This window comes from Pseudomonas sp. P9_2 (assembly GCF_034008255.1).
GTDB lineage: Bacteria > Pseudomonadota > Gammaproteobacteria > Pseudomonadales > Pseudomonadaceae > Aquipseudomonas > Aquipseudomonas synxantha_A.
The window spans coordinates 4,412,167-4,435,803 of record NZ_CP125376.1 but is presented as its reverse complement, the minus strand read 5'-3'; the positions used below and the strand labels follow the sequence as shown (position 1 = coordinate 4,435,803).

At 58.6% G+C, this 23,637-nt stretch carries 17 protein-coding genes and 1 pseudogene; 9 read left to right on the top strand and 9 right to left on the bottom strand.

The window, feature by feature from the left end:
- Positions 1–73: 73 nt before the first annotated feature.
- Positions 74–4,900, top strand: a complete 4,827-nt coding sequence (locus tag QMK52_RS19840; protein ID WP_320403286.1) for a dermonecrotic toxin domain-containing protein — start codon at positions 74–76, stop codon at positions 4,898–4,900.
- 57 nt (positions 4,901–4,957) lie between these two features.
- On the opposite strand, the gene QMK52_RS19835 is transcribed toward QMK52_RS19840, so the two are convergent.
- Positions 4,958–5,227 (bottom strand): NEL-type E3 ubiquitin ligase domain-containing protein, encoded by a 270-nt coding sequence (locus tag QMK52_RS19835; protein WP_005788724.1) that lies wholly within the window; start codon positions 5,225–5,227, stop codon positions 4,958–4,960.
- A gap of 230 nt (positions 5,228–5,457) precedes the next feature.
- On the opposite strand from QMK52_RS19835, the gene QMK52_RS19830 reads away from it, so the two are divergent.
- Positions 5,458–5,676 (top strand): DUF2970 domain-containing protein, encoded by a 219-nt coding sequence (locus QMK52_RS19830; protein ID WP_005788726.1) that lies wholly within the window; start codon positions 5,458–5,460, stop codon positions 5,674–5,676.
- A gap of 35 nt (positions 5,677–5,711) precedes the next feature.
- Here the strand turns inward: QMK52_RS19830 and QMK52_RS19825 are convergent.
- Positions 5,712–6,107 (bottom strand): annotated as a pseudogene (locus tag QMK52_RS19825) (LacI family transcriptional regulator); the annotation flags it as partial.
- Between the two features lie 425 nt (positions 6,108–6,532).
- On the opposite strand from QMK52_RS19825, the gene QMK52_RS19820 reads away from it, so the two are divergent.
- From QMK52_RS19820 to poxB, 3 genes are all read left to right on the top strand, one after another.
- On the top strand, positions 6,533–8,191 hold the full coding sequence (locus QMK52_RS19820; protein WP_003190712.1) for a nitrite/sulfite reductase: 1,659 nt from the start codon (positions 6,533–6,535) through the stop codon (positions 8,189–8,191).
- Complete coding sequence (locus tag QMK52_RS19815) at positions 8,175–8,669, top strand: DUF934 domain-containing protein (RefSeq protein WP_005788729.1); 495 nt, start codon at positions 8,175–8,177, stop codon at positions 8,667–8,669. Before QMK52_RS19820 ends, QMK52_RS19815 begins: the two co-directional genes overlap by 17 nt.
- Positions 8,670–8,987: 318 nt before the next feature.
- Positions 8,988–10,712 (top strand): ubiquinone-dependent pyruvate dehydrogenase, encoded by a 1,725-nt coding sequence (poxB, locus tag QMK52_RS19810; RefSeq protein ID WP_005788732.1) that lies wholly within the window; start codon positions 8,988–8,990, stop codon positions 10,710–10,712.
- A gap of 51 nt (positions 10,713–10,763) precedes the next feature.
- Here poxB and QMK52_RS19805 read toward each other — a convergent pair whose 3' ends face one another.
- The gene (locus tag QMK52_RS19805) at positions 10,764–11,321 is read right to left on the bottom strand and encodes an NADPH-dependent FMN reductase (protein WP_005788734.1); all 558 of its coding nucleotides are present in this window, start codon (positions 11,319–11,321) and stop codon (positions 10,764–10,766) included.
- Positions 11,322–11,548: 227 nt separating this feature from the next.
- On the opposite strand from QMK52_RS19805, the gene QMK52_RS19800 reads away from it, so the two are divergent.
- The gene (locus tag QMK52_RS19800; protein WP_032803575.1) at positions 11,549–11,785 is read left to right on the top strand and encodes a hypothetical protein; all 237 of its coding nucleotides are present in this window, start codon (positions 11,549–11,551) and stop codon (positions 11,783–11,785) included.
- Between the two features lie 62 nt (positions 11,786–11,847).
- Here the strand turns inward: QMK52_RS19800 and QMK52_RS19795 are convergent, their stop codons facing one another.
- Positions 11,848–12,186, bottom strand: coding sequence for a hypothetical protein (locus tag QMK52_RS19795; protein ID WP_005788737.1), 339 nt, complete (start codon positions 12,184–12,186; stop codon positions 11,848–11,850).
- Positions 12,187–12,369: 183 nt separating this feature from the next.
- On the opposite strand from QMK52_RS19795, the gene QMK52_RS19790 reads away from it, so the two are divergent.
- Positions 12,370–13,287: a LysR substrate-binding domain-containing protein gene (locus tag QMK52_RS19790; RefSeq protein WP_005788739.1), complete on the top strand. Its 918-nt coding sequence runs from the start codon at positions 12,370–12,372 to the stop codon at positions 13,285–13,287.
- Positions 13,288–13,434: 147 nt separating this feature from the next.
- Positions 13,435–17,658, top strand: coding sequence for a glycosyltransferase family 32 protein (locus QMK52_RS19785; protein WP_320403285.1), 4,224 nt, complete (start codon positions 13,435–13,437; stop codon positions 17,656–17,658).
- Between the two features lie 33 nt (positions 17,659–17,691).
- Here the strand turns inward: QMK52_RS19785 and QMK52_RS19780 are convergent, their stop codons facing one another.
- The 5 genes from QMK52_RS19780 to QMK52_RS19760 all read right to left on the bottom strand — a co-directional run bounded on the left by QMK52_RS19780 (position 17,692) and on the right by QMK52_RS19760 (position 22,767).
- Positions 17,692–18,261 carry a GNAT family N-acetyltransferase gene (locus QMK52_RS19780; protein ID WP_032803907.1) on the bottom strand — a complete coding sequence of 190 codons (570 nt, stop codon included), beginning with the start codon at positions 18,259–18,261 and terminating at the stop codon, positions 17,692–17,694.
- Between the two features lie 23 nt (positions 18,262–18,284).
- Entirely contained in the window at positions 18,285–20,540 is a 2,256-nt protein-coding gene (locus QMK52_RS19775; RefSeq protein WP_005788744.1) for an Orn/Lys/Arg decarboxylase N-terminal domain-containing protein, read from the bottom strand.
- Between the two features lie 105 nt (positions 20,541–20,645).
- On the bottom strand, positions 20,646–21,386 hold the full coding sequence (gene dnaQ / locus QMK52_RS19770) for a DNA polymerase III subunit epsilon (RefSeq protein ID WP_164699548.1): 741 nt from the start codon (positions 21,384–21,386) through the stop codon (positions 20,646–20,648).
- 84 nt (positions 21,387–21,470) lie between these two features.
- A complete protein-coding gene (gene rnhA / locus QMK52_RS19765; RefSeq protein ID WP_003173571.1) occupies positions 21,471–21,923 on the bottom strand; it encodes a ribonuclease HI in 453 nt (150 codons plus the stop codon).
- An 85-nt stretch (positions 21,924–22,008) separates the two neighbouring features.
- On the bottom strand, positions 22,009–22,767 hold the full coding sequence (locus tag QMK52_RS19760; RefSeq protein WP_005788749.1) for a class I SAM-dependent methyltransferase: 759 nt from the start codon (positions 22,765–22,767) through the stop codon (positions 22,009–22,011).
- Between the two features lie 65 nt (positions 22,768–22,832).
- Between QMK52_RS19760 and gloB the strand changes: the two genes are divergently transcribed.
- Complete coding sequence (gloB, locus tag QMK52_RS19755) at positions 22,833–23,600, top strand: hydroxyacylglutathione hydrolase (RefSeq protein WP_005788750.1); 768 nt, start codon at positions 22,833–22,835, stop codon at positions 23,598–23,600.
- Positions 23,601–23,637: the final 37 nt, after the last annotated feature.

The following is a 23,637-nucleotide window of genomic DNA, read 5'->3' as shown; positions in this document are numbered from 1 at the left end:
ACTCCTGTACCACCTGCGCGGTCACCACATTCGATTTCCTGTCGCTTCCCATAACAGGCAAATGGATTTCATCATGCCCACCCCGAGTTCCCCCACCGCCCTGAGCCAGCTACCCGCCCAGGCCATCCATACGCATTTCGCTACGCGCCCGGCCTTGTATTCCGTAGTGTTCAATGCCCTGCGTAGCCATATTCTGGAGCGCTATCCGGCGCTCAAACTGGACCTGTCCACAGTCAAACTAGCCATCCCGGACCCCAACGGGGTGTACACCTTCCGGCCGTTGATGGAAGTTGCCATCGCCCATGTGCTCAACCCACAGTTGCTCGACCTGCGGCCAAAACGCGAACTGGCGTACTACCTGACTCAACAGGTCCCCCAAATCCTCAAGCCTGATACCCCGCCCCTTATCGACATGCGGGTGATTGCGAACATCATCGATGCCCTGCCCGAGTCGATTCACCTATATTTCCAGGCGGCGCTGGCCGACTACTGGAGCGAAACCGACAGCCATGGCAGCAGTCGCTGGCAGTGGCTGGGCGAATTTCTCAACGGCCGGATGACGGCAATAGCCGCCAGCCAATCGAACTTGAACGCGACCCAGCGGGACATGCTCAGGGTCGTCGCGACCTGGCCGGTGCAAGCCGAGCGCCTGCCTCAATCCTCACCCGCCACCTATGTTTATTTGATTGAGAACACATTCACCCACGCCGGCGAACAGGTCAGCCTGCTAACCCCCGACCTACTGCTGATGCGCGACAAGCAGGTGCTGCTGTACAGCGTGGCCGGGGATATCCAGGTGTTTGACAGCCTCGATGATTTCGGTGCTGCCTGGGGAGCCAGGATGCAGGCGCGGTTTCAGTTCGACAGCCTTACGTGGCGGCGCAATGAACCGGACGGCAATGTGTTCGAGCAACAGGCCGGCCTGATCCTCAATCAGCAACTGGAAGACCTGGCGACATTGAAGTTTCAGGGCCAAGACGAAAGAACGCTTGAACGACGCCTGGAAAAACTCACCGATCCGGCGCTTCTGTTTACCCAGGTGCCGACAGCCGCTGCGGCGACCTTGCAGAAGGTCAATGAGCAACTGCCGCCATGGCTTGCACAAGCCAGCGCCGCCGACCGTTTTGCCTACCATCGCCACATGCAGGACATGGCGCAGGTGCTGCAACACAACCAAGGCCGCGCGTTCAATGAGGGCATTGAAAACATCTACGGTTTCAGCCGCGCCGCGCTGCGCAAGCAGATGCAAGCCGATCATGGCGACTGCGACCCCGATGAGGTGGTACTGGACTTTGCCGTGGCCGCCGGCTACCCAGGCGGTGCCGGCATAATCGAACATGTGCGCATGTCGCTGACGGAGCTGGCGCTGAAGAACCTCGCCGGCAAGCCTAAAGGCACACTCACGCTGTTTTCCAAAAACGCAACGCCTCTTCCAAGCTGGCTCAACGAAGACTACCTGCTGGGCAGTACCGGGCTGATCCAGCGCGTCGATATCGGCGCCACCTATCCACAAACAATCAAAGACACCTTGTTGTCCGACACGGCTGACGCACGACGGCGCGAAACCCTGTTTACCCGCGAACTCAAGGTCAAGCTGCCGATGCAGGCGTTGGAATACAAGATCCGCGGGCAGCATGGCGTCACCGTCACCGGTTATCGCTACGTCAAAGCGTTGATGGGTGAAATGCCCTCGGACCGAATCGTCGACGATCAGGAGATTGTCCTGCGCCCATTGGCTTTGTGCCGCAAACCTGGCGCCGCGCCGGATGAAGTCAACAACGCGTTCATCATCGAGCCGCGTGACGCAAGTGTCGGCCCACATCTGCTTTATCAACCGCTGTATACCGACGCCCTGCACGAATTCCCCACCCGCCAAACCCTGCTCGACGCGCTGACCACACCCGGCGTGTTGCAAGGCCGTGTGCTGGCCTGGCTGAGCGACAGGGCTCGCCCTGTGTACGACGAAGGAGGTATCAAGGAACCGCACATCATTCGTTTCGTGCCAGGGGATGAGTTTCGACCCCGTTTGGAGCGCCCTGCACCTGCGACCCTGGCCGTCGATGAGGGTGCTGGCGAATGGCTGCAATCGCAAGTCAATGGTCAACTGCTCAATCATCTGTTTGGCAGCACGGCACGGGCCTTGGTCGACCTGGCAGACCGCGAATCGGTGTCCAACCATGAAAGCCGCTGGGCCGTCGTGATGGAAGGCGCGTGGCTGCTGTTCAATACCCTGCTGTTACCGCTGGTACAGGGCCCGGCCATGCTGGCTGGCTGGTTCATGGTGCTGGTCAGCAGCCTGGAGCAGGACCTCTCCGGCCTGGACAGCAGCGACCCCACCACCCGTGAGCTGGCCCTGATCGATCTTTTGCTCAACACCGCCATGGTGCTGCTGCACGCCACTGCCCCTTCCGATCGGTCTCCACGGCCGTTGTCGGAGCCCTCCGCACAGGAGCATGCCCTGCACCTGGAAACGTGGCACCGCTCGGCGGGACTGCCACCTGCGCAAGAAGCGCCCATAGTGCGTCATGGCCCAGTATCGCTGCCCGGTGAACCGCCGGCGACCGGCCATACGGCCTTGGACTTCGGCCACTCGATTTCCAGCCCTCATGCTGGCGCGAAGTTGCTCAAGGCGCTGCTCGATGTGCAGGTGCCGTGGCCCACCCCGCTACCCTCCCCTCTACCACACGGCGTTCTTAAAGGGCTGTACTGGATTGACGGCAAGTGGCACGCCAGTTTCGGTGGGTTGTTGTTTCAGGCGAACGTGGTGCAGGGTTTCAACGAAGTCTATCTGGTGCATCCGGACCATCCCCAGCATCCCGGCTTCAAACTGGTCAGCGATGGGCAAGGACATTGGCGGCTGGACCGGCGTGCCAGGCTGGAAGGCGGCATGCCCAGGGAGCGACTGAGTAAGTGGAAGTCAACACGTGACGAGCGTATACGCGCGTTGACACAAGAGTTTGACGCGCTCCTGATAGAAATGGATTCAGCCATTGCCTCTACCACTGAGTTTGAGTCCGCCTTGAATACGGCCCGCGCCAATCTGGCCGACCAGGCAACACTTCTGAGAAAGGACTGGCTACTCCTCAGCACCTCAGCCCAGATCCCGGAGCTCCACGCCCAGGTCACGAGGCGCCATGCGGCCAGGCGAGTCAATACTGCGCAGGCCAGGGCTCAGTGGGAGGCAGCACTCGACAATTACCAGCAAAACGGCCGGACGCTGATCCCTTTGATGCAAAGAATCGAAGTCAAGGCCGATGAACTGATGAAAGTAGACCGTACAAATCACACACATAGGCAAAGACGAGATAAGGCAACACGAATTATCTATAGCTACTGGAGTTCGGTCTTTTCGTGTCTGGCGCAAAAAATGGCCGACACTCTGGTAAGCGACAACGGCGAAAACTGCGACGAGCTCGGTGAGCGCGCCAATCGAGAATTACCGGAAAACATCACCCATGCCTACGATGAGTACATCAACACCAAAACGCGCCAAGTAGCGGCCCTCAATCAAATGATCGAGCCGGCAGAACAGATCGAGACCTTCCTCAAACAAGCCGACCCTGCACTGCGCCCATTACTGTTGGAAGGAAATCCTTCCGACCAAGACATCTCCTCAGTGGCGATCAAACAGCATGCAATGCTGGTGTTCACTGATTTGGTGTTCAATCGCACCCATCGCCCAGTGAGGGTGATGGAATTTCCGTTCATCCGTGTCCTCACCGACCCCCAACTCGCAAGTATTGTGCTCGCACATACAGAAATGCGCACCACCTCAGGCTACTCGACGGTGGAGCAAATCGATGTCCTCAAGGGTGCCCTTGAGCGCTATGAACAACTGGAGAATGCGGTTAATTCGTTGCACGACATGAACTCCGGCCTCGTGCGGGAGGCTTATCGCGAGTCATACCTGAAACACCTGGATGAGGCACGTTCGGGCCTCGAGACACAACTGGCCAACTTGATCCTGGTTGAAGAAAAGCTTGCCACCCGCCCCGCCCGTGACAAGAGCAAACGCCAAAAACCGGCAACCCGACGCGTCATCAAAACCGTTGATCAAAAAAGCCTGATAGGCGACTTACGCCCAAGCAAACCCAATGAACCGGTCGATTATGTCGATATTACCGATACGCTTACTGGAGAAGTCGTTAGCACTTACCAAGGTCGCAAGGGCAAATGGACAATCGTCGCGCCCCCGAGTGAGCCGAGAACGGCACCCACTCCGGCGGCACGGTCATTAAAAACAATCCGAGCGGATGGCGAAGCCCTCAAAAACGAGCGCACCGGTATCGACGCCAGCATTGGCTACCAACAGCACAAACTCCTGGACCCCATCCGACGGGAGGAAATCAACCCCAGTGACTGGGAGGTGATGCTGACTCAACATGCGGCGAGATTCACAGCGCTTGCCGAGGAGCTCAAAACCGCAACGGATGAACACGCCATTGCACTGCGCAAGAGCTACGAGAAGGCGGCAATAGAGGCCACTGCGCAGGCTTATCAACTGTGCGGCGAAGGCTATCTGCTGCAGCGTCCCAAAGCCGCCAAGGTCGATTTTTTACACACCCACAAGTTTGTCACCATCCACCTGGTGAAAAAACGCGTGCCCTTGAAGGCCGGAGACTTTCTCACCGAATATGCCATACGTGACAAACGTAAAATCCCTTCCGGAAAAAGGCCGGAAGATGCTGACCTTTGGTACGCGCACTTCCATTACCCATCCGTTGACTCGCCGGCTTCAACGCCTAGCTTCGGCCACCTGAAGACCCCGGCCGAGCGCCGATTTACGCGCAAGGAACTGATGGAGCAGGCCAAGGCGAATAACCGCGCCGTGATCAATCTGGACAAGGCCGTGATCGGCGCACCGCTGGATCAGAAACTGTTTCTCGGCCTGGAAGTGTAAGAGAGGTTTTGCTTTGACTACGCCCATGCTCCCAGGGCGTGGGCGTAATCCTATGGGCTACGGCTGTCTGGCTTGCTGGCGTGTCGAGGGCCCCGGCTGCGGCGACGCTGACCTGCCCGGTACCGCCACAACAATGTCCGCCGACAATTCGTGCACCTCCTGGCGGGACAGTTCAAGCCGCAATTTCACCCGGGCGCTTTCAATCACCTCCCACACCCGCCGGGCAAGATCGACCGGTTGGAACCGGAACTCATCGGTATCGCGCAGGCGTTCGAGCAAATGGAAAAAACGCTCATGTAGCGGTTCCTGGGCTAATTGCTGCCACATCTGCCGCCGGGGTGCGGCCAGGCCGTTACAAGGTCGCCAGACCCGTGCGTATGCAGGGTTGCGCAGCGAAACCATGGCCAGCGGGTAATTCAGACATGTTGTCACTCCGTTGATTTGGAGTGACAGCACATCACCGCTCAGTCTTTGGCCTGCGGTGAATAGTTAGGGGGGCAGGCCCTCACAGATAGATTGTCTATGCTCTTGAGGACAGCCATGCGCACGAGGGTTTTATGAACGATCCAGCCAACAATAAGCCGCCGACCTTCTGGCAGATGCTCCACAGCGTCATGGCGGCGGCCTTTGGTGTACAAAGCGGCAAGAACCGCGCCCGCGATTTCACCCACGGCAAGCCCAGCCACTTTGTCATCCTGGGCGTGCTCTTCACGGCGGTATTTGCCTTGACCTTGTTCGGCGTCGTCAAGCTGGTACTGCACCTGGCCGGGGTCTAACGCAGCAGCAGTTGCAGGCTGAACGGGTAGCGGTAGGATGCCCCGGGCGCGACCGCAGCATGGCTGCGCAGCAGGTCGATGAGCATCAGGTAACCGGCCTGCTCATCGTCGGCCACCAGACTGCCCCGGGCCATGCGCAAGATTTTTGGGGCGACATATTGCTCATTCACCAGCACCAAGTAGTCGGGCCGCTGGGTGCCTTGCAGCGTCTCACGGGCTTGTACCAGGGTGTTATCGGCGTTTGGCTCGGAATAGCGCACGCGCAAATCCAGGCCAAGGTCCCTGGCAGCGGCCTGCATGAATTGCGCATAACTGACCCAAAAGGTTTCCGTGGACGAGCCTGGGTTAAGAAACACCACCGACGCGGCCTGGGCCATGGCCCCGTACGTCGATCCTGCTAACCACACACACGCAATCAGAACCTTCAACATGGTTGTTCGAGCCTGGAAAAATGATTGCCATGACAGTGGCAATACAACAGCCAATCGGGGCTCAATCAACGCTCTTTGTTACTGGTGGCTAACCCAGAACACGGCGGTTCCAACCACCAGAACAATCAGGAACAGAATGGCCCAGGCATCCACGGTACTATCAGGTTTACGGGCTTTGGTGGAATTGCTCATTGCATCGCCTCTTGTCGGTTTTATGGGTGACGGCACTAAGACTCGACCACAGTAAAGATCATGATTGCCCGCATGACAAATGTGGGTATGGCGATAACGGTTCTCATTAGTCAGTTTGGTTATTTACATATACCCAAACATCACTTTTGCGCATATACGCAAACTGGTATCGTGCGCCGGCTCCGTTGGGAGTGCGCGGCCGTGCGCGCAGATTTGCCGAGAACAGGACCTATATGTACGTATACGACGAATACGATCAGCGCATCATCGAGGACCGCGTCAAGCAGTTCCGTGATCAGACCCGACGCTACTTAGCAGGTGAACTGAGCGAAGAAGAGTTCCGCCCTCTGCGCCTGCAAAATGGCCTTTATGTTCAGCGCTTTGCGCCGATGCTGCGGGTGGCCGTGCCTTATGGCCAGCTGACCTCGCGACAGACGCGAATGATGGCCAAGATTGCCCGCGACTTCGACAAAGGCTACGCCCACATCAGTACCCGCCAGAACGTGCAGTTCAACTGGCCGGCGCTGGAAGACGTGCCGGACATCCTGGCTGAACTGGCCACTGTGCAAATGCACGCCATTCAGACCAGCGGTAACTGCCTGCGCAACGTGACCACCGATCAGTTTGCCGGCGTCGCTGCCGACGAGTTGATCGACCCACGGCCGTGGTGCGAGATCGTGCGCCAGTGGACTACCTTCCACCCTGAGTTCGCCTACCTGCCGCGCAAGTTCAAGATCGCCATCAATGGCTCGACCTCGGACCGCGCCGCCATCGAAGTGCACGATATCGGCCTGGAGCCGGTGTACAACGCTGCCGGTGAGCTGGGTTTCCGCGTGCTGGTGGGTGGTGGATTGGGCCGTACCCCGGTGGTCGGCGCGTTCATCAACGAGTTCCTGCCGTGGCAGGACCTGCTGAGTTACCTCGACGCCATCCTGCGGGTCTACAACCGCTACGGCCGTCGTGACAACAAGTACAAAGCCCGGATCAAGATCCTGGTCAAAGCGCTGACCCCTGAGGTGTTTGCCCAGAAAGTCGACGCCGAAATGGAACACTTGCGCGGCGGCCAGACCACCCTGACCGAAGCCGAAGTGCACCGCGTCGCCAAGCATTTTGTCGATCCTGAATATAAAGCCCTGAGCAACCAGGACGCCGAACTGGCCGCCCTTGACCAGCAACACCCAGGTTTTGCCCGCTGGCGCACGCGCAACACCCTGGCGCACAAGAAGCCAGGCTATGTGGCGGTGACCCTGTCGCTCAAGCCCACCGGCGTTGCCCCAGGCGATATCACCGACAAGCAGCTGGACGCCGTTGCCGACCTGGCCGAGCGCTACAGCTTTGGCCAACTGCGTACCTCCCACGAGCAGAACATCATTCTTGCGGACGTCGAGCAGAGCCAACTGTTCACCCTGTGGGGCGAGTTGCGCGAAGGCGGTTTTGCCACGCCGAACATTGGCCTGTTGACCGACATCATCTGCTGCCCGGGCGGCGACTTCTGCTCCCTGGCCAACGCCAAGTCGATCCCGATTGCCGAATCCATCCAGCGCCGTTTCGACGACCTGGACTACCTGTTCGACATCGGCGAGCTGGACCTGAACATCTCCGGTTGCATGAACGCCTGTGGTCACCACCACGTCGGCCACATCGGCATCCTGGGCGTGGACAAGAAAGGCGAAGAATTCTACCAAGTGTCCCTGGGTGGCAGCGCCAGCCGCGATGCGAGCCTGGGCAAGATCCTCGGCCCATCCTTCGCCCAGGAAGCCATGCCCGAGGTGATCGGCAAGCTGATCGACGTCTACATCGAACAGCGCACCGAAGATGAGCGTTTCATCGACACCTACCAGCGCATCGGCATTGACCTGTTCAAGGAGCGCGTCTATGCAGCGAATCATTAAGAACAACGAAGTCGTCGACGAAACCTGGCACCTGCTGCCCAAGGACGCGAGCTTCGACGGCATCTCCAACTGCGACGACCTGATCGTGCCGCTGGCGCTGTGGCGCGAACATGGCCACGCCCTCAAGGCCCGCGATGGCGGCCTGGGCGTGTGGCTGGACGCCGATGAAGAAGCCGAGGAAATCGGTGACGACGTGGAACACTTCCAGGTCATCGCCCTGAACTTCCCGGCCTTCACCGACGGCCGTAACTATTCCAACGCCCGCCTGCTGCGTGACCGTTATGGCTACAAGGGCGAGCTGCGGGCAATTGGCGATGTGCTGCGTGACCAGTTGTTCTACCTGCACCGCTGCGGGTTCGATGCCTTCGCCTTGCGTGCCGACAAAGACCCGTACGAAGCGCTGGAAAGCCTCAAGGATTTCTCGGTGACCTATCAGGCTGCGACGGACGAGCCGCTGCCGCTGTTCCGTCGACGCTGAGTATCAAAATGTGGGAGGGGGCTTGCCCCCGATGACGGAGTACCAGTCAACAGATTCGTTGCCTGATCCACCGCTATCGGGAGCAAGCCCCCTCCCACATTTGGTCCTGCTTGGCTCTGCAAATTTGGGTGGGCAGACCAAGGCCAACGTCGCCCCGTGCATTGCGCTGGTACGTGACCAGTGGTTCACCCCCCGGCGCCCCCGCCAATACCGCGTGGCCATGAAGCAATCTTCACACTATAGGGTGAGCATTCGCCGTAATCGAACTGTCCTCTACTGATCAGCAGTTTTTAACCTCACTGACGACTGGAGTTCCTCATGGCGAAAATCAACCTGGCCCAGCAACTGGCGACCACCCTTGAACAGGCGGGTATCAAGCGTATCTGGGGCCTGACCGGTGACAGTCTCAATGGCCTGACCGACGCGCTGCGCAGCATGGACAGTATCGAGTGGATGCATGTGCGCCACGAAGAAGTCGCCGCCTTTGCCGCCGGTGCCGAAGCCGCCGCCACGGGGGAGTTGACGGTGTGTGCCGGCAGTTGCGGGCCGGGCAACCTGCATTTGATCAATGGTTTGTTCGACTGCCATCGCAACCATGTGCCGGTGCTGGCGATTGCTGCGCAAATTCCGTCGTCGGAGATCGGCCTCAACTATTTTCAGGAAACCCATCCCCAGGAACTGTTCAAGGAGTGCAGCCATTTCATCGAGCTGGTGAGCAACCCCGAGCAGATGCCTCAGGTGCTGCACCGTGCCATGCGCTCGGCAATCCTCAATCGCGGCGTAGCGGTGGTGGTGATTCCTGGGGATGTGTCGCTGCTTGAAGTGGAAGACAAGCTCAAGCCCTGGCCAGCCCTGCACGCACCGCGCACCTTGCCGGCCGAGCAGGACCTGCAACGCCTCAGCGAGATCCTTCAGGGCAGTGAAAAGGTCACCCTGCTGTGCGGCAGCGGTTGTGCCGGTGCCCACGACCAAGTCGTAGCGCTGGCCGATGCGCTCGGCGCGCCGGTGGTGCACGCGTTGCGCGGCAAGGAACATGTGGAGTGGGATAACCCGTTTGACGTGGGCATGACCGGCCTGATCGGTTTCAGCTCCGGTTACCATGCCATGCTCGACTGCGACACCTTGATCATGCTCGGCACCGACTTCCCCTATCGCCAGTTCTACCCCACCGATGCCAAGATCATTCAGGTTGATTGCGACCCGCAAGCCCTGGGCCGACGCGCCACGCTGGATCTGGGCATCGCCGCCGATGTCAGGGAGACCATCGATGCCCTGCTGCCGCGCCTGACCCGCAAGACCGATCGCAGCTTTCTTGAGACCTCGTTGAAGCACTACGAGAAGGCCCGTCAGGGGCTGGATGACTTGGCGCAACCCTCCAAGGCGAATCGACCGATCCACCCTCAGTACGTCGCACGCTTGCTCAGCGAGCTGGCCGACGATGATGCGATCTTCACCGCCGACGTCGGCTCACCCACGGTGTGGGCGGCGCGTTATTTGAAGATGAATGGCAAACGCCGGCTGATCGGCTCGTTCAATCATGGCTCGATGGCCAACGCCATGCCCCAGGCCATCGGCGCCCAAGCGGCATTCCCTGGGCGCCAGGTGATTTCGATGTCGGGTGATGGCGGGTTCACCATGTTGATGGGGGATTTCATTTCACTGGCGCAGTTGAATCTGCCGGTGAAACTCATTGTGTTCAATAACTCGTCCCTGGGGTTTGTGGCCATGGAAATGAAGGCTGCCGGGTACCTGGACACTGGCACTGAGTTGAAAAACCCGGACTTCGCGGCCATGTCCAATGCCATGGGCATCCTGGGAATTCGCGTGGAGCAATCCGAAGACCTCGAGCCGGCCTTGCGCCGCGCATTGGCCCACGATGGCCCGGTGCTGGTGGACGTGGTGACCGCCACTCAGGAACTGGTGATGCCGCCAAGTATCAAGCTGGAACAGGCCAAAGGGTTCAGCTTGTATATGCTCAAAGCGGTGATGAGTGGGCGCGGGGATGAGGTGATTGAACTGGCCCGGACCAACTGGCTGCGTTAAACGAAAAGGTGGGAGGGCCTTGCTCCTCCCACACTTGAGCGCATTGCCCGATCAAGCCTTCTGTTTTTCTACCCATTTGCCGTAGGCATCGATAAATGCTTGCAAGAATGGTTTGGTCTTTTCCGACACCTTGCCCGCCTCATCGAACACACTGCCCGCCCCACCCAGGTAGGCTTCCGGCTGCTGCATGCACCACACATCCAGGAACACCAGTGACTGGCGCAGGTGATGATTGGCGCCGAAACCACCAATGGCACCCGGCGACACACTGATAATCGCACCAGGCTTGCCGCTCCAGGCGCTTTGCCCATATGGACGGGAACCTACGTCGATAGCGTTCTTCAACGCTGCCGGTACGGAGCGGTTGTATTCCGGGGTCACAAACAGCACCGCGTCGGATGAACTCACCTGTTGGCGGAAAGTACTGTAGGCTGCGGGCGGTGTTGCACCGTCGATGTCCTCGTTGTAGAGCGGCAAGTCGCCGATTTCAACAATGTTCAACTTGAGATTGGCAGGCGCCAGCTCGGCCAAGGCCAGGGCGACCTTGCGGTTGATCGACGCTTTTCTCAAGCTGCCCACCAGGACGGCAATCGTGTAGACCTTGCTCATTGAGGTTTCCCGACTTCTGAATAAAGGAGCTTGTAGTTATAAAGGCTTAGCGGCGTGTTCACCAGAGGGTTTCGAAGATTACCGGGGCGTTTTCCTTGCAGCAGCTTGCGTAGGAAGTGCCTGAAAACATCAGCGAATAGTATTTTTTTCTTATAGGTAAACTACCCCGCTCCCTGACGGTCTACAGAACCGCAAATCGAGTGTTTATCTCCAGAGGTTCTAAACAGATGGCAGCAGTACTAGTCGGACAGTTCCATGCCAGAGACGCGGAAGGCCGCGTATATTCGGTGCATGAGTTCCAGGAATCCAACCCGGCGCAAGGCGACCTGGCTGGCTCGGCGCCCACCACCACCTACAAGCTGGCCATTGGCGACCGTGTAGAGAAACTGGAAGGCGATGAATTCAAACTGATCCAGTCGGGGACCATTCTCGTCCGCGAATCGAAAACTACCCTGGCATCATAAGGGTCCCCGTTTGTACACCCGCTCAGTCCTGGCCATCGATGGCGTTGACTGGGCCGGGGCCATCATGGACTGCGGATCTGCGTCACTTCGATGCCCTGCTCGCTTTGCTTGAGCGTCACCACCAATTGCCCTCTCTCCCCCTCCACCGCGTACATCGAGCGCTTGTAGCCCGACCGATTGGACGCGGGGTACGCCTCCACTTGCCTGATCAAGGTAACCGCCAACACGGTGCCGACCTGCTCGCTCACCCTTTCCTGGGAACGGATGAACGTTTCAAGTGCAAGGCCTTCGGGTGGGTGTGCCGTGGGGTCGTTGAAGAGGTAAGCCGCCACGCATCCCACGGTCACAAGAACCGCGAGTTGCTTGGCCGTCACCCCGAAAAACGTCAAGGGTAGAGGCATTTGAGACCAGACCTGTTTTTTGTTGTAAGTACCGGCAAGCCGGCATTGGTCGTTGCTGATCAGACGCACCATTCTAATGAGGCCTTGGCCGAACGCCATAGGCCGGGGCGACCCGCGCAGTCTTTTTTGCGCCTGAGGGCTCGCACCATTGAATACACTTCGCGCTGCACATAGACTCCGGCCATGCGTTTACGTCATATCGAAGTGATTCAGGCCATCTTGCAAACCGGACACTTGGGCACGGCCGCCGAATGGTTGCAACTCTCTGTGGGTGAAGTAGACGCAATCCTGAAGGACGCCGAGTTGCAGCTGGGGTTCATGCTGTTTGCCAGCGTGCGCGGTCGGCTCCAGGCAACACGGGAAACGCTGGAGTTGCAGACGCACATTGCCCAACTGTACGAAGCCTTTGAGCCAGTACAGCGATTGGCCAGCCGTTTGAAACACCATCACGCTCCAACCTTGCGTGCCCTTTGCACCCCGCCCCTGGCCAACCAGCTGTTGCCGCAAAGCATCGCCATGCTGCGCCGACGTTTCCAGGATACGCCGTGCAACCTGTCGAGCCAGCCGACCCGGGAAATCGTCAGGAGCCTGCTGCTGCACGAAGCGGATGTGGGCCTGAGCCTGCATGACCCGGAACATGCGCAAATCCAGAGCACGGTGCTGGCCCAGGGCAAGCTGCAATTGCTCGCGCCCCATGGCTGGCTCAAACCCAGGCAGAAGTACATTGCGCTGCAAGACCTGGCCGGGCAGTCGCTGATCGGGCTTGAGGGGCATGACCCGCTCAGCCGTCTGCTGGATGCCAAGCTGCAAGCCCTGCGCCCGTTGCCGGTGGTGCAAACGCGGGTGCAGACGTACCAGATGATGCGCAGCATGGTCGAGGCCGGAGAAGGCTTGGCGATTGTCGATCCCTTTACCGCCTTTGGTGCAAGGGAGGCCGGGCTGGACACCTGCCCGCTATCACCGCCCATCCCTATCAGCCTGCACGCACTGACGTTGAAGGACACCTCATCGACACCAGCACTGAAGGCGTTGCTGGAGATCGTCGCGCAGAAAGCCGACGCGTTGCTGGCCGAGAAAGCGACACTCCCGCCGGCACAGTAACGATCTCCTGACCCTTCCCGCCCACGCCGCTTCCCACACAAATCCTAAACATTCACACGGGAACCCTGTCCTGCACGCAGCACACTCATCGAGCAGAAAGCATCAGCTTTCCACTGGACGATACACCGCAGCCAAGGATAAATCCCCATGCACCACCTTCAAAATGCACTGGCACATCTGCCGCTTGCAAACTCTACTGCCCTGTTTCATGCGCCCTCCCCCACACTGTCAATCACCCCCCCGCCCCTGCCGCTGGAGGGCTCGACCAGCGACTCGGACACTGAAGTGCTCGACAACCCGACAACCCTTAAACGAGCCTTCAGTGATCGCTGTAACTGGCAGGCACTGGCCGCGAACCTGGGCAAACTCCTCACGGAACTGCGCGAAGGCTCTCCCGCCGACTTGGCCGATCAACAAGGCGTGCTGGAAAGCCGACTCACGTCGCACTTGAACACCTCGACGCTGCCGGTGTGCGAGGGCTCCACCTACGCGGTGCGGCATAACCTGGCACCTACTGCACAAGTCAAAGTGGGTACATTTCTCAGCGGCAGCGGCCTGACCACTCCCAAATCCTTTGACGACTTACTCAAGCTCTATCACGCTGCCACGCAACACGTGCATACCCATCCTCTGGGTAATTTCAGCGGAGCGATGTCTTGGCCAGTCCCGCTGGAGGCGAAAGATAAACAAACTATCATCGACCTGTTGAACGCGCCTGACCCAACCCTGCCCGACCTGCCATTAGTCGACAGAAAAGGCGCGCTGGGTTATCTGTTGTCTGCCAGCAACCTGTCCAGCAATGACTTCAAATTCCCAGCCAGAGCGGTAGAAATGCTGCTGGGATCGGCCAAGGCACAAGCGCTGGGCCAAGCCATTCAAGCCCGGCTGGGCGGCATTGCGACGCACACCAGCATCAATGACTACCTGCTCGCCGCTATCCAGTTGGGACTGGACCCGCAATCCATGGGCACACCGGCGCGTAACAGCGTTGGCGGCTTTGATCTAGGGCAACGGGCGCTCTGGAATCAGCCGCCCAGCGCAACGATCGAGGGTTTGAGCCGTCATCTGGTCAAGGAGGCGCGAACCCCTGCGGCATCGGCTGAACTGGCAGCACATATGTTGCTGGCTCGTACTGCGCCTGAATACCTGGTCAAGGGCATTCCGCCCAACGTGACCTACGGCAGCATTCCCTGGACCCAGTTGGCCATCGCCGCCGCCAAGCTGGAAGCCCAATCACCGGGATGCGTACTCACAATGACCTACAGCGAAGTGCTCGCCGCCGCAGAGGGCCTCGACGTCGGCACACCGCTCTCGCAGCATATCCATCGCGAAGCCTTATGCAACTGGGCAATCGTTAATGGCCACTTGAAGGCTGAACCGACACCCACCGACACTGAAATGCGCGCTGTACAGGACGCCTTCAGCATCCAGCAGAAAGCCTTGCAAGCCACGGCCCTGGCACTTGCAACCCCCATTCCGATGCGTGAAAACATGGGAATGGATCTGCTCAGAGAAAAATTCCCAGGCGTACCCGATGAGGTCTTCAAGGCGAAAAACCTTACGAAAGCCCGGTTGATCAAAGGACGCCCCGGCATCTTCCCCGGAAGCCACTCAATGCTGGATGTCGTCATGCACGGCGACAAAGTCAAAAATGATGACAGCGAACATTGGATCACCAAAGACACGCGCATCCCCATCAAACAGTTTTGCGCGCTGTCCGACAGCGGCGCGCTGTCGGTAGTCGATGCGTTTAATCAGCAATACACGCCCGCGATGGAGGCGCAGGAGAAAGGCCATACGGGCATGACCCAATATCTGATCTCGACTTTGCCGCCGCAGGACCGGAAAAACTTCGAATATGGCCAGCTCGAGTTTTTCCACACTAACGACTACGTGATAGGACCGGATTTCTCGACAAAATCCCTGATCAAAAAAGGTCATACTCTCGACGTGAAGATCACCCGCGACGGGCAGGTTAATATCTATCGGATTGATACCCGCGCAGGGAGCATTACCAAACACAATTACCTGGCCCATATTTACTCGCCGCCCTACTCCCGGCTGGACATGCGTGACGCCAACACGCTGCACAGGACCGTGCGATTCAACCCTTTCGAAGACGAGCACACCGAGCAGGCCAAGGAAAAACCGACGATCGCTGAAACACCCAAGGTCTTCGATTCCGACCGTACCCGCTATATCGCCAAGGTACTCACCAAACGCCTGGATTTGCTCGGTAAGGATCTGCTCGAACACGCACGTGGAACCACGTCTTACGACAAAACCAGCGCCGCCAACAAGGCCATCGGAGAGTTTTTCCTCAACCTGATTCCCTTCAGGTCCGCGATTGTCAACTTCATGCAGGGCAATATCGGCGATGGCTTGCTTGACCTTGGCATGGATGTGATGGGCCTGGTGACGCTGGGATCCGCCAAAGCCGCCCATGCAAGCAAAGTGCTCACTAAGGGCGTAGCTGGCCTGAAAGGCGCGGCAAGAACAGCAAGGTTTCTGGGCACCGTCGCCATCGACGCGCTCAACCCGCTGGGCGGTGCAGGCGATTTACTCAAGGGCATCAGCCGCTGGACCTGGTCCAAGGGAAAGAGCGCGTTCAATGCCCTCAAGGGCGCCAGCGGCAGCTACGACGTGCTCAAAGCGGCAAGTACCCAACATGGTCTGGTGGCCGTGGGTACCTCAAAGGTTGTCGGTCATGACCTGGAAATGGGTGCGGTATTTCGTGGCGGCAACTGGCACGCTTTCGACTCGGTCAAGGGGGTGCCCTATGGCCCACCACTGAAGAATTTTCAACCGACCGTGGCGGCGGCTGCCGGGGAAGTCAAAGTCCTCAATAAACCCTCGCTGCTGGGTTATGAGGCTGTGATTGATCCGGACCTGCTGCAAGTCAAGGGGATGCAGAACAATGTCTATGTGGGCCCAAACAACAAAGAATACATAAAAATCGACAACAAGCTCTACGCCTCCACGGTCAAGGATGGCCAGCGTGTGATCCAACATCCCAGTGCCCCACACAACGACATCAAGGTCAAAGACCTGGGGAGTGCAGGTTGGGAAGTTTCAGTCACCGCCAACCGCTTGCTCGGCGGTGTGCCCGACGCCTTACCCGCCTGGAAGCTAGACGACAAAACCTACGTGCTGCCGATGGACGACATAAAAGTAAACGCGGGCGCTTCTTCTTACCCTTACACGATCAAGTACGAGGGCGACAGCTATGCCACCAGCTTTGACACCAAAGTAGGTGCATGGGTAGCCGGTATAGGAATCGGGAAAGGAGCAAGCCCCCAATACTTCTGGAGAAGCGCGAAGAACACGTGGCAGAAGGGATCATTGGAGGAATATCGAAATGCCAAGAAGATCGCCAATCACACTTTCAGGTTTGTCGAGTTCGTCCAGCCGGCCATTTTGCAGGCCCCCAAGAATGTCAGGCCAATTCCTAAAGACATTCACTACTTCTGGGCCGGCGGCGACATACCTGATCACCTCGTCAAGAATATGGTGGCTAATAGAAAAAAAATGCCCGATTTCAAATCCACGGTACACGTCGACGCCGACACCCCAGCGTTATTCCAGGCCATCAAACTCAAGCTGGCGAAAGACGCACCTAGCGTTACCGTCCTGAACTTGCATGAAGACGACTTTTTCGAGCAACTGAAGAACACCGAGTTGTACTCATACTTTCGCCGGGGCCAGGGTCAGAACCTCGCCGCCAGCTCCGATGTGGCGCGCTACCCATTGATGAATAAATACGGGGGCATTTATCTTGATACCGATGACCTGATCCAAGGTCACATCGGACCGATAGCATTGAAGGCCGATGACGGGGAAATCCTGGTCAGTACGCCGGTCGCTATTACTATCAACGATTACAAACCCTGCATTAATACGAGCAACTTCGCTACACAACCAAACAATCCGCTTATCGCGCAAGTGATCAGCGAGATGAATCGCCGCTTCCCTGCAAACAAGGCCTATTTTAAGGCCAACCGCCCGATCGTCCCCAGAGACGCCCAGGGTGCGTACACGCTCACCCCGGAATTTCAAGCATACGAAATCAAGGTTTTTGAAACGGTGGGCCCGCTCATGTTTGACGACGTATTGAAATCAACGCGCCCCGATCTTCACGACCTTGCCTTCGATGGCTACAGCAAGGAACAGTGGTACGTCGATGGCAAAAAGATAACACCCGAGAAAGTGCTCGACGCCGGAACGGACTTTCGAGAATATTTTGAGCAAAAAGGCATTGTCTGGTCCGACGACCTCCAGCAGAACCTAACGGACGCCAGGCTTCGCTACTTGAGATTCAACAAGAACCTGAGCATCAAAGTCGGTAGCGAAAGCTCCTGGATTGACACATAACTTACAGTCACCAGCGCTGACCCTGCACAGCGCTCAAACCTCATTGAGTTCGGACTTGAACAACCGATACCAGAAAATTGCGACTTCGCGGGTTTGCGGATCAATCCCGCGATAACGCAGTTGATCGATCCCGCCCATCACATACCCGCAGCGCTCATACAGGCGGCAGGCACCCAGATTATTGTTCTGGGTTTCCAGCATCATGCCCGGGAGGTTTTTCTTGCGCGCCCAGAACTGCGCCACATCCAGCAGCGCCTTGGCCACGCCATGGCGTCGCGCCGGCAACACCACGGCCAACTCATCAACATGCGCAAAACCGTTCCAGTTGGTGCTGACCACAATGTGCCCTACCGCACGGTCATCCAGGTAGGCCATGAAGATCGCACTGTCGGCGGCATCGCGAAAGCTGGCGAACTCTTCCGGGTCGATGCCATAGCATTTGCGATACGGCAGGACGCGCTCAACCGGCCATTGCTCGACGCGCTGGCCCATCTGCGGTACGCCATAGGCGCTAACCTCGAAACTGAAGTCATTGCCCCATACATAGGCGTCAAAACCTTCGTCGGCGACGCGCACACTGAGCCCTGGGTACTTCGGGTTCATCACAGCTTGCTGCATAAACATTCTTAACCCTTGATGCAATCGACGGTGTAACGACGGCCACTGCCATCATCTTCGTGTTGCAGCCCATGAACATCGGCGACAAAACCGGGGAAACTGCTATCGAACGTGCGGGCAAATGCCAGGTAGTCGATGATTGAACGCGTTGATTCAGTAAAGCGCTCGCCGGGCATTATCAATGGAATGCCCGGTGGATAAGGCACCAGCATTACGGCTGCGATGCGTCCTGGCAAGGCATCGATGGATACCGCTTCAACTTCGCCTCTGACCAGTTGGTCGTAGGCATCGGCGGGTTTCATCGCGATCTGCGGCAATACTGTGTACATGCGCTTGAGATGCTTGGCGGTGGCGTTGCTACGGTAACAGCTGTGCAACTGGTCGCAAAGATCGCGCAGGCCCAAGCCCTGATAACGTACCGGCCCCTGGGCGTACACCGAGGGCAAACAACTGGCCAGGCTGACGTTGGCATCGTAACTGCGCTTGAACTCCAGCAACTCGGTGAGCAAGGTGCTCCACTTGCCTTTGGTGATCCCCATGGAAAACAACACGAGGAACGAATAAAGCCCGGTTTTTTCCACCACGAGGCCGCGCTCCCAGAGAAACTTGCTGACCACCGCGGCGGGAATCCCACAATCGCTCAAGGCGCCACCTGCATTGAGGCCAGGCATCACCAGGGTGACTTTGATCGGGTCCAGCAAGACATAATCTTCAGCCACATCGCCAAAGCCGTGCCAATCATCCTGGGGATGCAATAGCCAGTCCGCCGTGGCAACGCGGTCGATACCCGCCACCGATTGTGGCTGCCAGATCGAAAACCACCAATCCTCGGCAGCGATATGCTGGCGCAGGTTGGCCAGCGCGCGGCGGAAACTCAGGGCCTCGTCGAACATTTCCTGCAACAGCGAGCGCCCGGCGGGGCCTTCCATCATCGCCGAAGCGACATCCAGCGAAGCGATGATGCTGTATTGCGGTGAAGTCGAGATGTGCATCATGAAGGCTTCGTTGAAACGGTCACGGTCCAGCTGCCGTGCGCCGCCATCCTGCACATGAATCATCGATGCCTGGCTGAATGCGGCCAGCAGTTTGTGGGTGGAGTGGGTGGTAAATACCAGCGGGCTGTCCGGTGTGCGCGAGGTGCCCATGCCATAGCGCCCGGCGAAAAACTCGTGAAATGCCGCATAGGCATACCAGGCTTCGTCGAAGTGCAGCACCTCTACGCTATTACCCAATTGCTGCTTGATCAGTTCGGCGTTGTAGCACAGGCCGTCGTAGGTGGAATTGGTCACCACCGCCAGCTTCACCTTGGGTGGCCGGCCATATGCCAACGGGCTGGCGTCGATCTTGGCGCGGATTGATTCGGGGCTGAATTCACTCAAGGGGATCGGGCCGATGATCCCCAGTTCGTTGCGCTCCGGGCACAGATACAGCGGGATCGCGCCGGTCATGATGATCGAGTGCAGCACTGACTTGTGGCAGTTGCGGTCCACCAACACCAGGTCGTCGCGACCGACCATGGAATGCCAGACGATCTTGTTGGCGGTGGAGGTGCCATTGATGACGAAGAAGGTATGGTCGGCGCCAAAGTTGCGCGCGGCGCGGGCCTCGGCTTCGGCCAGGGGCCCGGTATGATCGAGCAGCGAGCCCAGTTCAGGGACAGAAACAGACAAGTCCGAGCGCAGGGTGTTCTCCCCGAAGAACTGGTGAAACGCCTGCCCCACCGGGCTTTTACGATACGCCACGCCACCGCCATGGCCAGGGGTGTGCCAGGAATAATTGGAATCGGCGGTGTGCTGCACCAAGGCCTTGAAGAACGGCGGTAACAGGCCGTCCAGGTAAGTGCGGGCAGAGCGGGCGACCTGGCGCGCCAGGAACGGCACGGTGTCTTCGAACAGATAAAGAATGCCGCGTAGCTGGTTAAGCTCGCTCATCGCATCGGCCGGCGCGTTTTCAAGGGTGACTTGCTCACCCAGGGCAAAGATCGGCAGGTTGGGTGCCCTTACCCGCGCCAGGCGGATCAGCTCGACCATGTTTTGCAGCAGGTGGGTATTTTCCCCGGCGCCTTCTGCTGCGATCAACATGCACGCCAAACCATGATGGGTGGAGGCCACCAACCGCCCTTCGGCGTAATCCACCGCAGAAAATATACTGAAGCCCTCTTGTTCCAACTCCCTGGCGATGCCTCGAACCCGGTCACCGGCAACGGTGTCGGCCTTGATGTCACGGTGCACGATAAGAATAGGGAACTTGAGGTCTTTGTACATGAGCGCTCTTACTCCGGAGGGCTTTGCACTCAGGGTAGAAGCTGGAAGCGAATGTGGCGAATGAAGATTTGGCAGCCCATCAAGATCAACTGCACTGCCCCGTGCTTATTGTTGTGTCAATTGAGTCCACAACGCCGGCGCACCCGCCGCCTTGGCAATCGCTTCCAACCGCGCCACGTGCTCGGCCAGGTCCTGCTCGCTGGCGCGGATGATTGGCGTCGGCTTGCGATCGGCCGGCAGGCGGCGGATTTCCGAAGGGCGATTGCCGGAGCCTTCCGCCGAACCACTGCCATCGGACGCATTACCAGCCAGGGACAGGCTGGTTTGCCCGCCGGTCATGGTCAGGTAAACGTCGGCCAGGATCTCGGAGTCGAGCAAGGCGCCGTGCAGCTCACGGCCGGAGTTATCGACGCCATAGCGTTTGCACAAGGCATCGAGGCTGTTGCGCTGGCCCGGGTGACGCTCACGGGCCATCATCAAGGTATCGAGGATGGTGCAGTGCTGGGAAATGTCCGCACGGTCCGTCTGCCCCATCAGGGCAAATTCGTTGTTGATGAAGCCGATGTCGAACGCTGCGTTATGGATGATCAACTGGGCGCCGTTGATGAACTCGAAGAACTCATCGGCCACTTCAGCAAAGCGCGGCTTGCCCTTGAGGAACTCGTCGGTGATGCCGTGGACGCCGATCGCGCCTTCGTCACTGTCACGATCCGGTTGCAGGTAAACGTGGAAGTGGCGGCCGGTCAACCGGCGCCCCATCAGTTCGACGCAGCCGATTTCGATGATCCGGTGACCATCGGTCACCGGCATGCCGGTGGTTTCGGTATCGAGTACAACAGATCGGATGGCCATCAGGGTTCAGCTCTCAACGGTGTGGTGTGCAATGTGATGTGGTGAATCAAAGGGCGCGATGTTAACACGTGGGCTGATTCAGCTCTGCTTGTAGCCGCGCACTTCATCCACACCACGATTGGCCAACTGGTCGGCGCGTTCGTTGCCAGGGTGGCCGATGTGCCCACGCACCCATTTCCAGGTGATGTCGTGACGGTTGCATTGCTCATCGAGCAATTGCCACAGGTCGGCATTCTTGACCGGCTCCTTGGCCGCCGTCTTCCAACCGCGCTTCTTCCAGTTGACCATCCACTCGTTGATGCCCTTCATCACGTATTGCGAGTCGGTCACCAGCAGCACGTTGCAGCGCCGCTTGAGTTCTTCCAGGCCACGAATAGCGCCCATCAGCTCCATGCGGTTATTGGTGGTGTTGGCTTCACCGCCCCACAGTTCCTTCTCCACGCCCTTGCACACCAGCAAGGCGCCCCAACCGCCGGGGCCGGGGTTGCCCTTGCAGGCGCCATCGGTGAAGAGTTCTACGCTATCGGTCATCGGTTGTATCCATCAAAACGGGCTGGCGGTAATCGACCGACAGTATCCCGAGGCCGGACAAATCGGCCTGAAATCAAAAAAGGGTTCAGCGTTCGCTTTGCTTGCGGTTGACCTTGGCCATCGGCATCGGCACGAGCTTGCCAATGGGCTGGCGCGCAACCTGACGCACCGGCCGCAACCCGACCACGATCTTGCGCGCTACCAGTAGATAGAAGCCGCCGCCGGATAATTGCCAGGCACCCGCACGGCGTTCCCAGCCGGCCAGGCGGCCCTGCCACTTGGCTGTTGCAAGCGGCGGACGATAGCACCCGAAGCGACGTTTCTCCAGCGCAAAGCCCAGCAGGTTCAGCCAGTCTCCCACCCGCGATGGCGAGATGCAGCGCGCCTGACGCAGGCCATCACGGGCGAACACACGGCGCAAGCCCCAGCTGCTCCAGGGGTTGATACCGACAATCAGCAAATGGCCACCTGGGCGCACGCTGCTCGCGGCTTCGCGCAGCAACCCATGGGGCGACAGGCAGAAATCCAGGCCATGCTGCAGCACTACCACATCAGCGGCGTGCTCGCTCAAGGGCCAGGCCTGTTCCTCACAGACGATTTCCACCCCCGGTAGCGGCGCGCCCAGGCGAACATTGCGTTGCACCTGAGGCGCCGAAGGCGGCGTCTGGGCCGAGGGGCCGTAATGCACCAGATAGCCGCCAAAGAACCGGCCCAGCTCGTCGTCGAGCATACGCCGCTCTTCGTCCAGCAGAAATTGCCCAATCGGCCCGGACAACCATTCACGAGCCGAACTGATCAGGGCCAGCCACTCAGGATCGGCCTGGGCGAACGCTTTATCAGTCATTGCATTCTCCAACTCGCCTAGACGTTCTAAGATGCACCAATGTGTTCAGCTTGGCGAATCGAAGAATGATACAGATCAGTGCCCTACCCGCCTTCACCGACAACTACATCTGGTTGTTACAAGACCCTTCCACCCTGCGCTGCGCCGTAGTCGACCCGGGCGATGCCGCGCCGGTGCTGGCCTGGCTCAAGCACAACACCGAGTGGACCCTCAGCGATATCCTGGTCACCCACCATCACCATGATCATGTGGGCGGTGTCGAGCAACTGAAAAATACCACCGGCGCCAAGGTTTACGGCCCGGCCAATGAAAAGATTCCGGCGCGGGATGTAGCCCTGCACGACAATGACCGCATCAACGTGCTGGGCTGGGACTTCGACGTGTACGCCGTGCCGGGGCACACGCTGGGGCATATCGCCTTTTATCACCAGGGCGTGTTGTTGTGTGGCGATACGCTGTTCGCTGCCGGCTGCGGCCGCCTGTTCGAGGGCACGCCGGAGCAGATGCATGCCTCCCTGCAGCGCCTGGCCGCCCTGCCTGCCGATACACTTGTGTACTGCACCCATGAATACACACAAAGCAACCTAAAGTTTGCCCAGGCCGTTGAACCGGACAACACCGATATCGCCGAACGGGTGGAAAATGTTGCCCAACTCCGCGCCCGTGGCGAGATCACGCTGCCTTCGAGCCTGGCGCTGGAAAAACTCACGAATCCCTTTTTGCGCACCGCTGAAACATCCGTTAAACAAAAAGCGGACGAACGGAATGGCCGCGACAACCGCTCTGGGGCCGAGGTGTTTGCTAGCTTGAGGGCTTGGAAAGATAAGTTCTAAGAGGATGCAATCTGATACGTAATTTCTGAATGGTTGA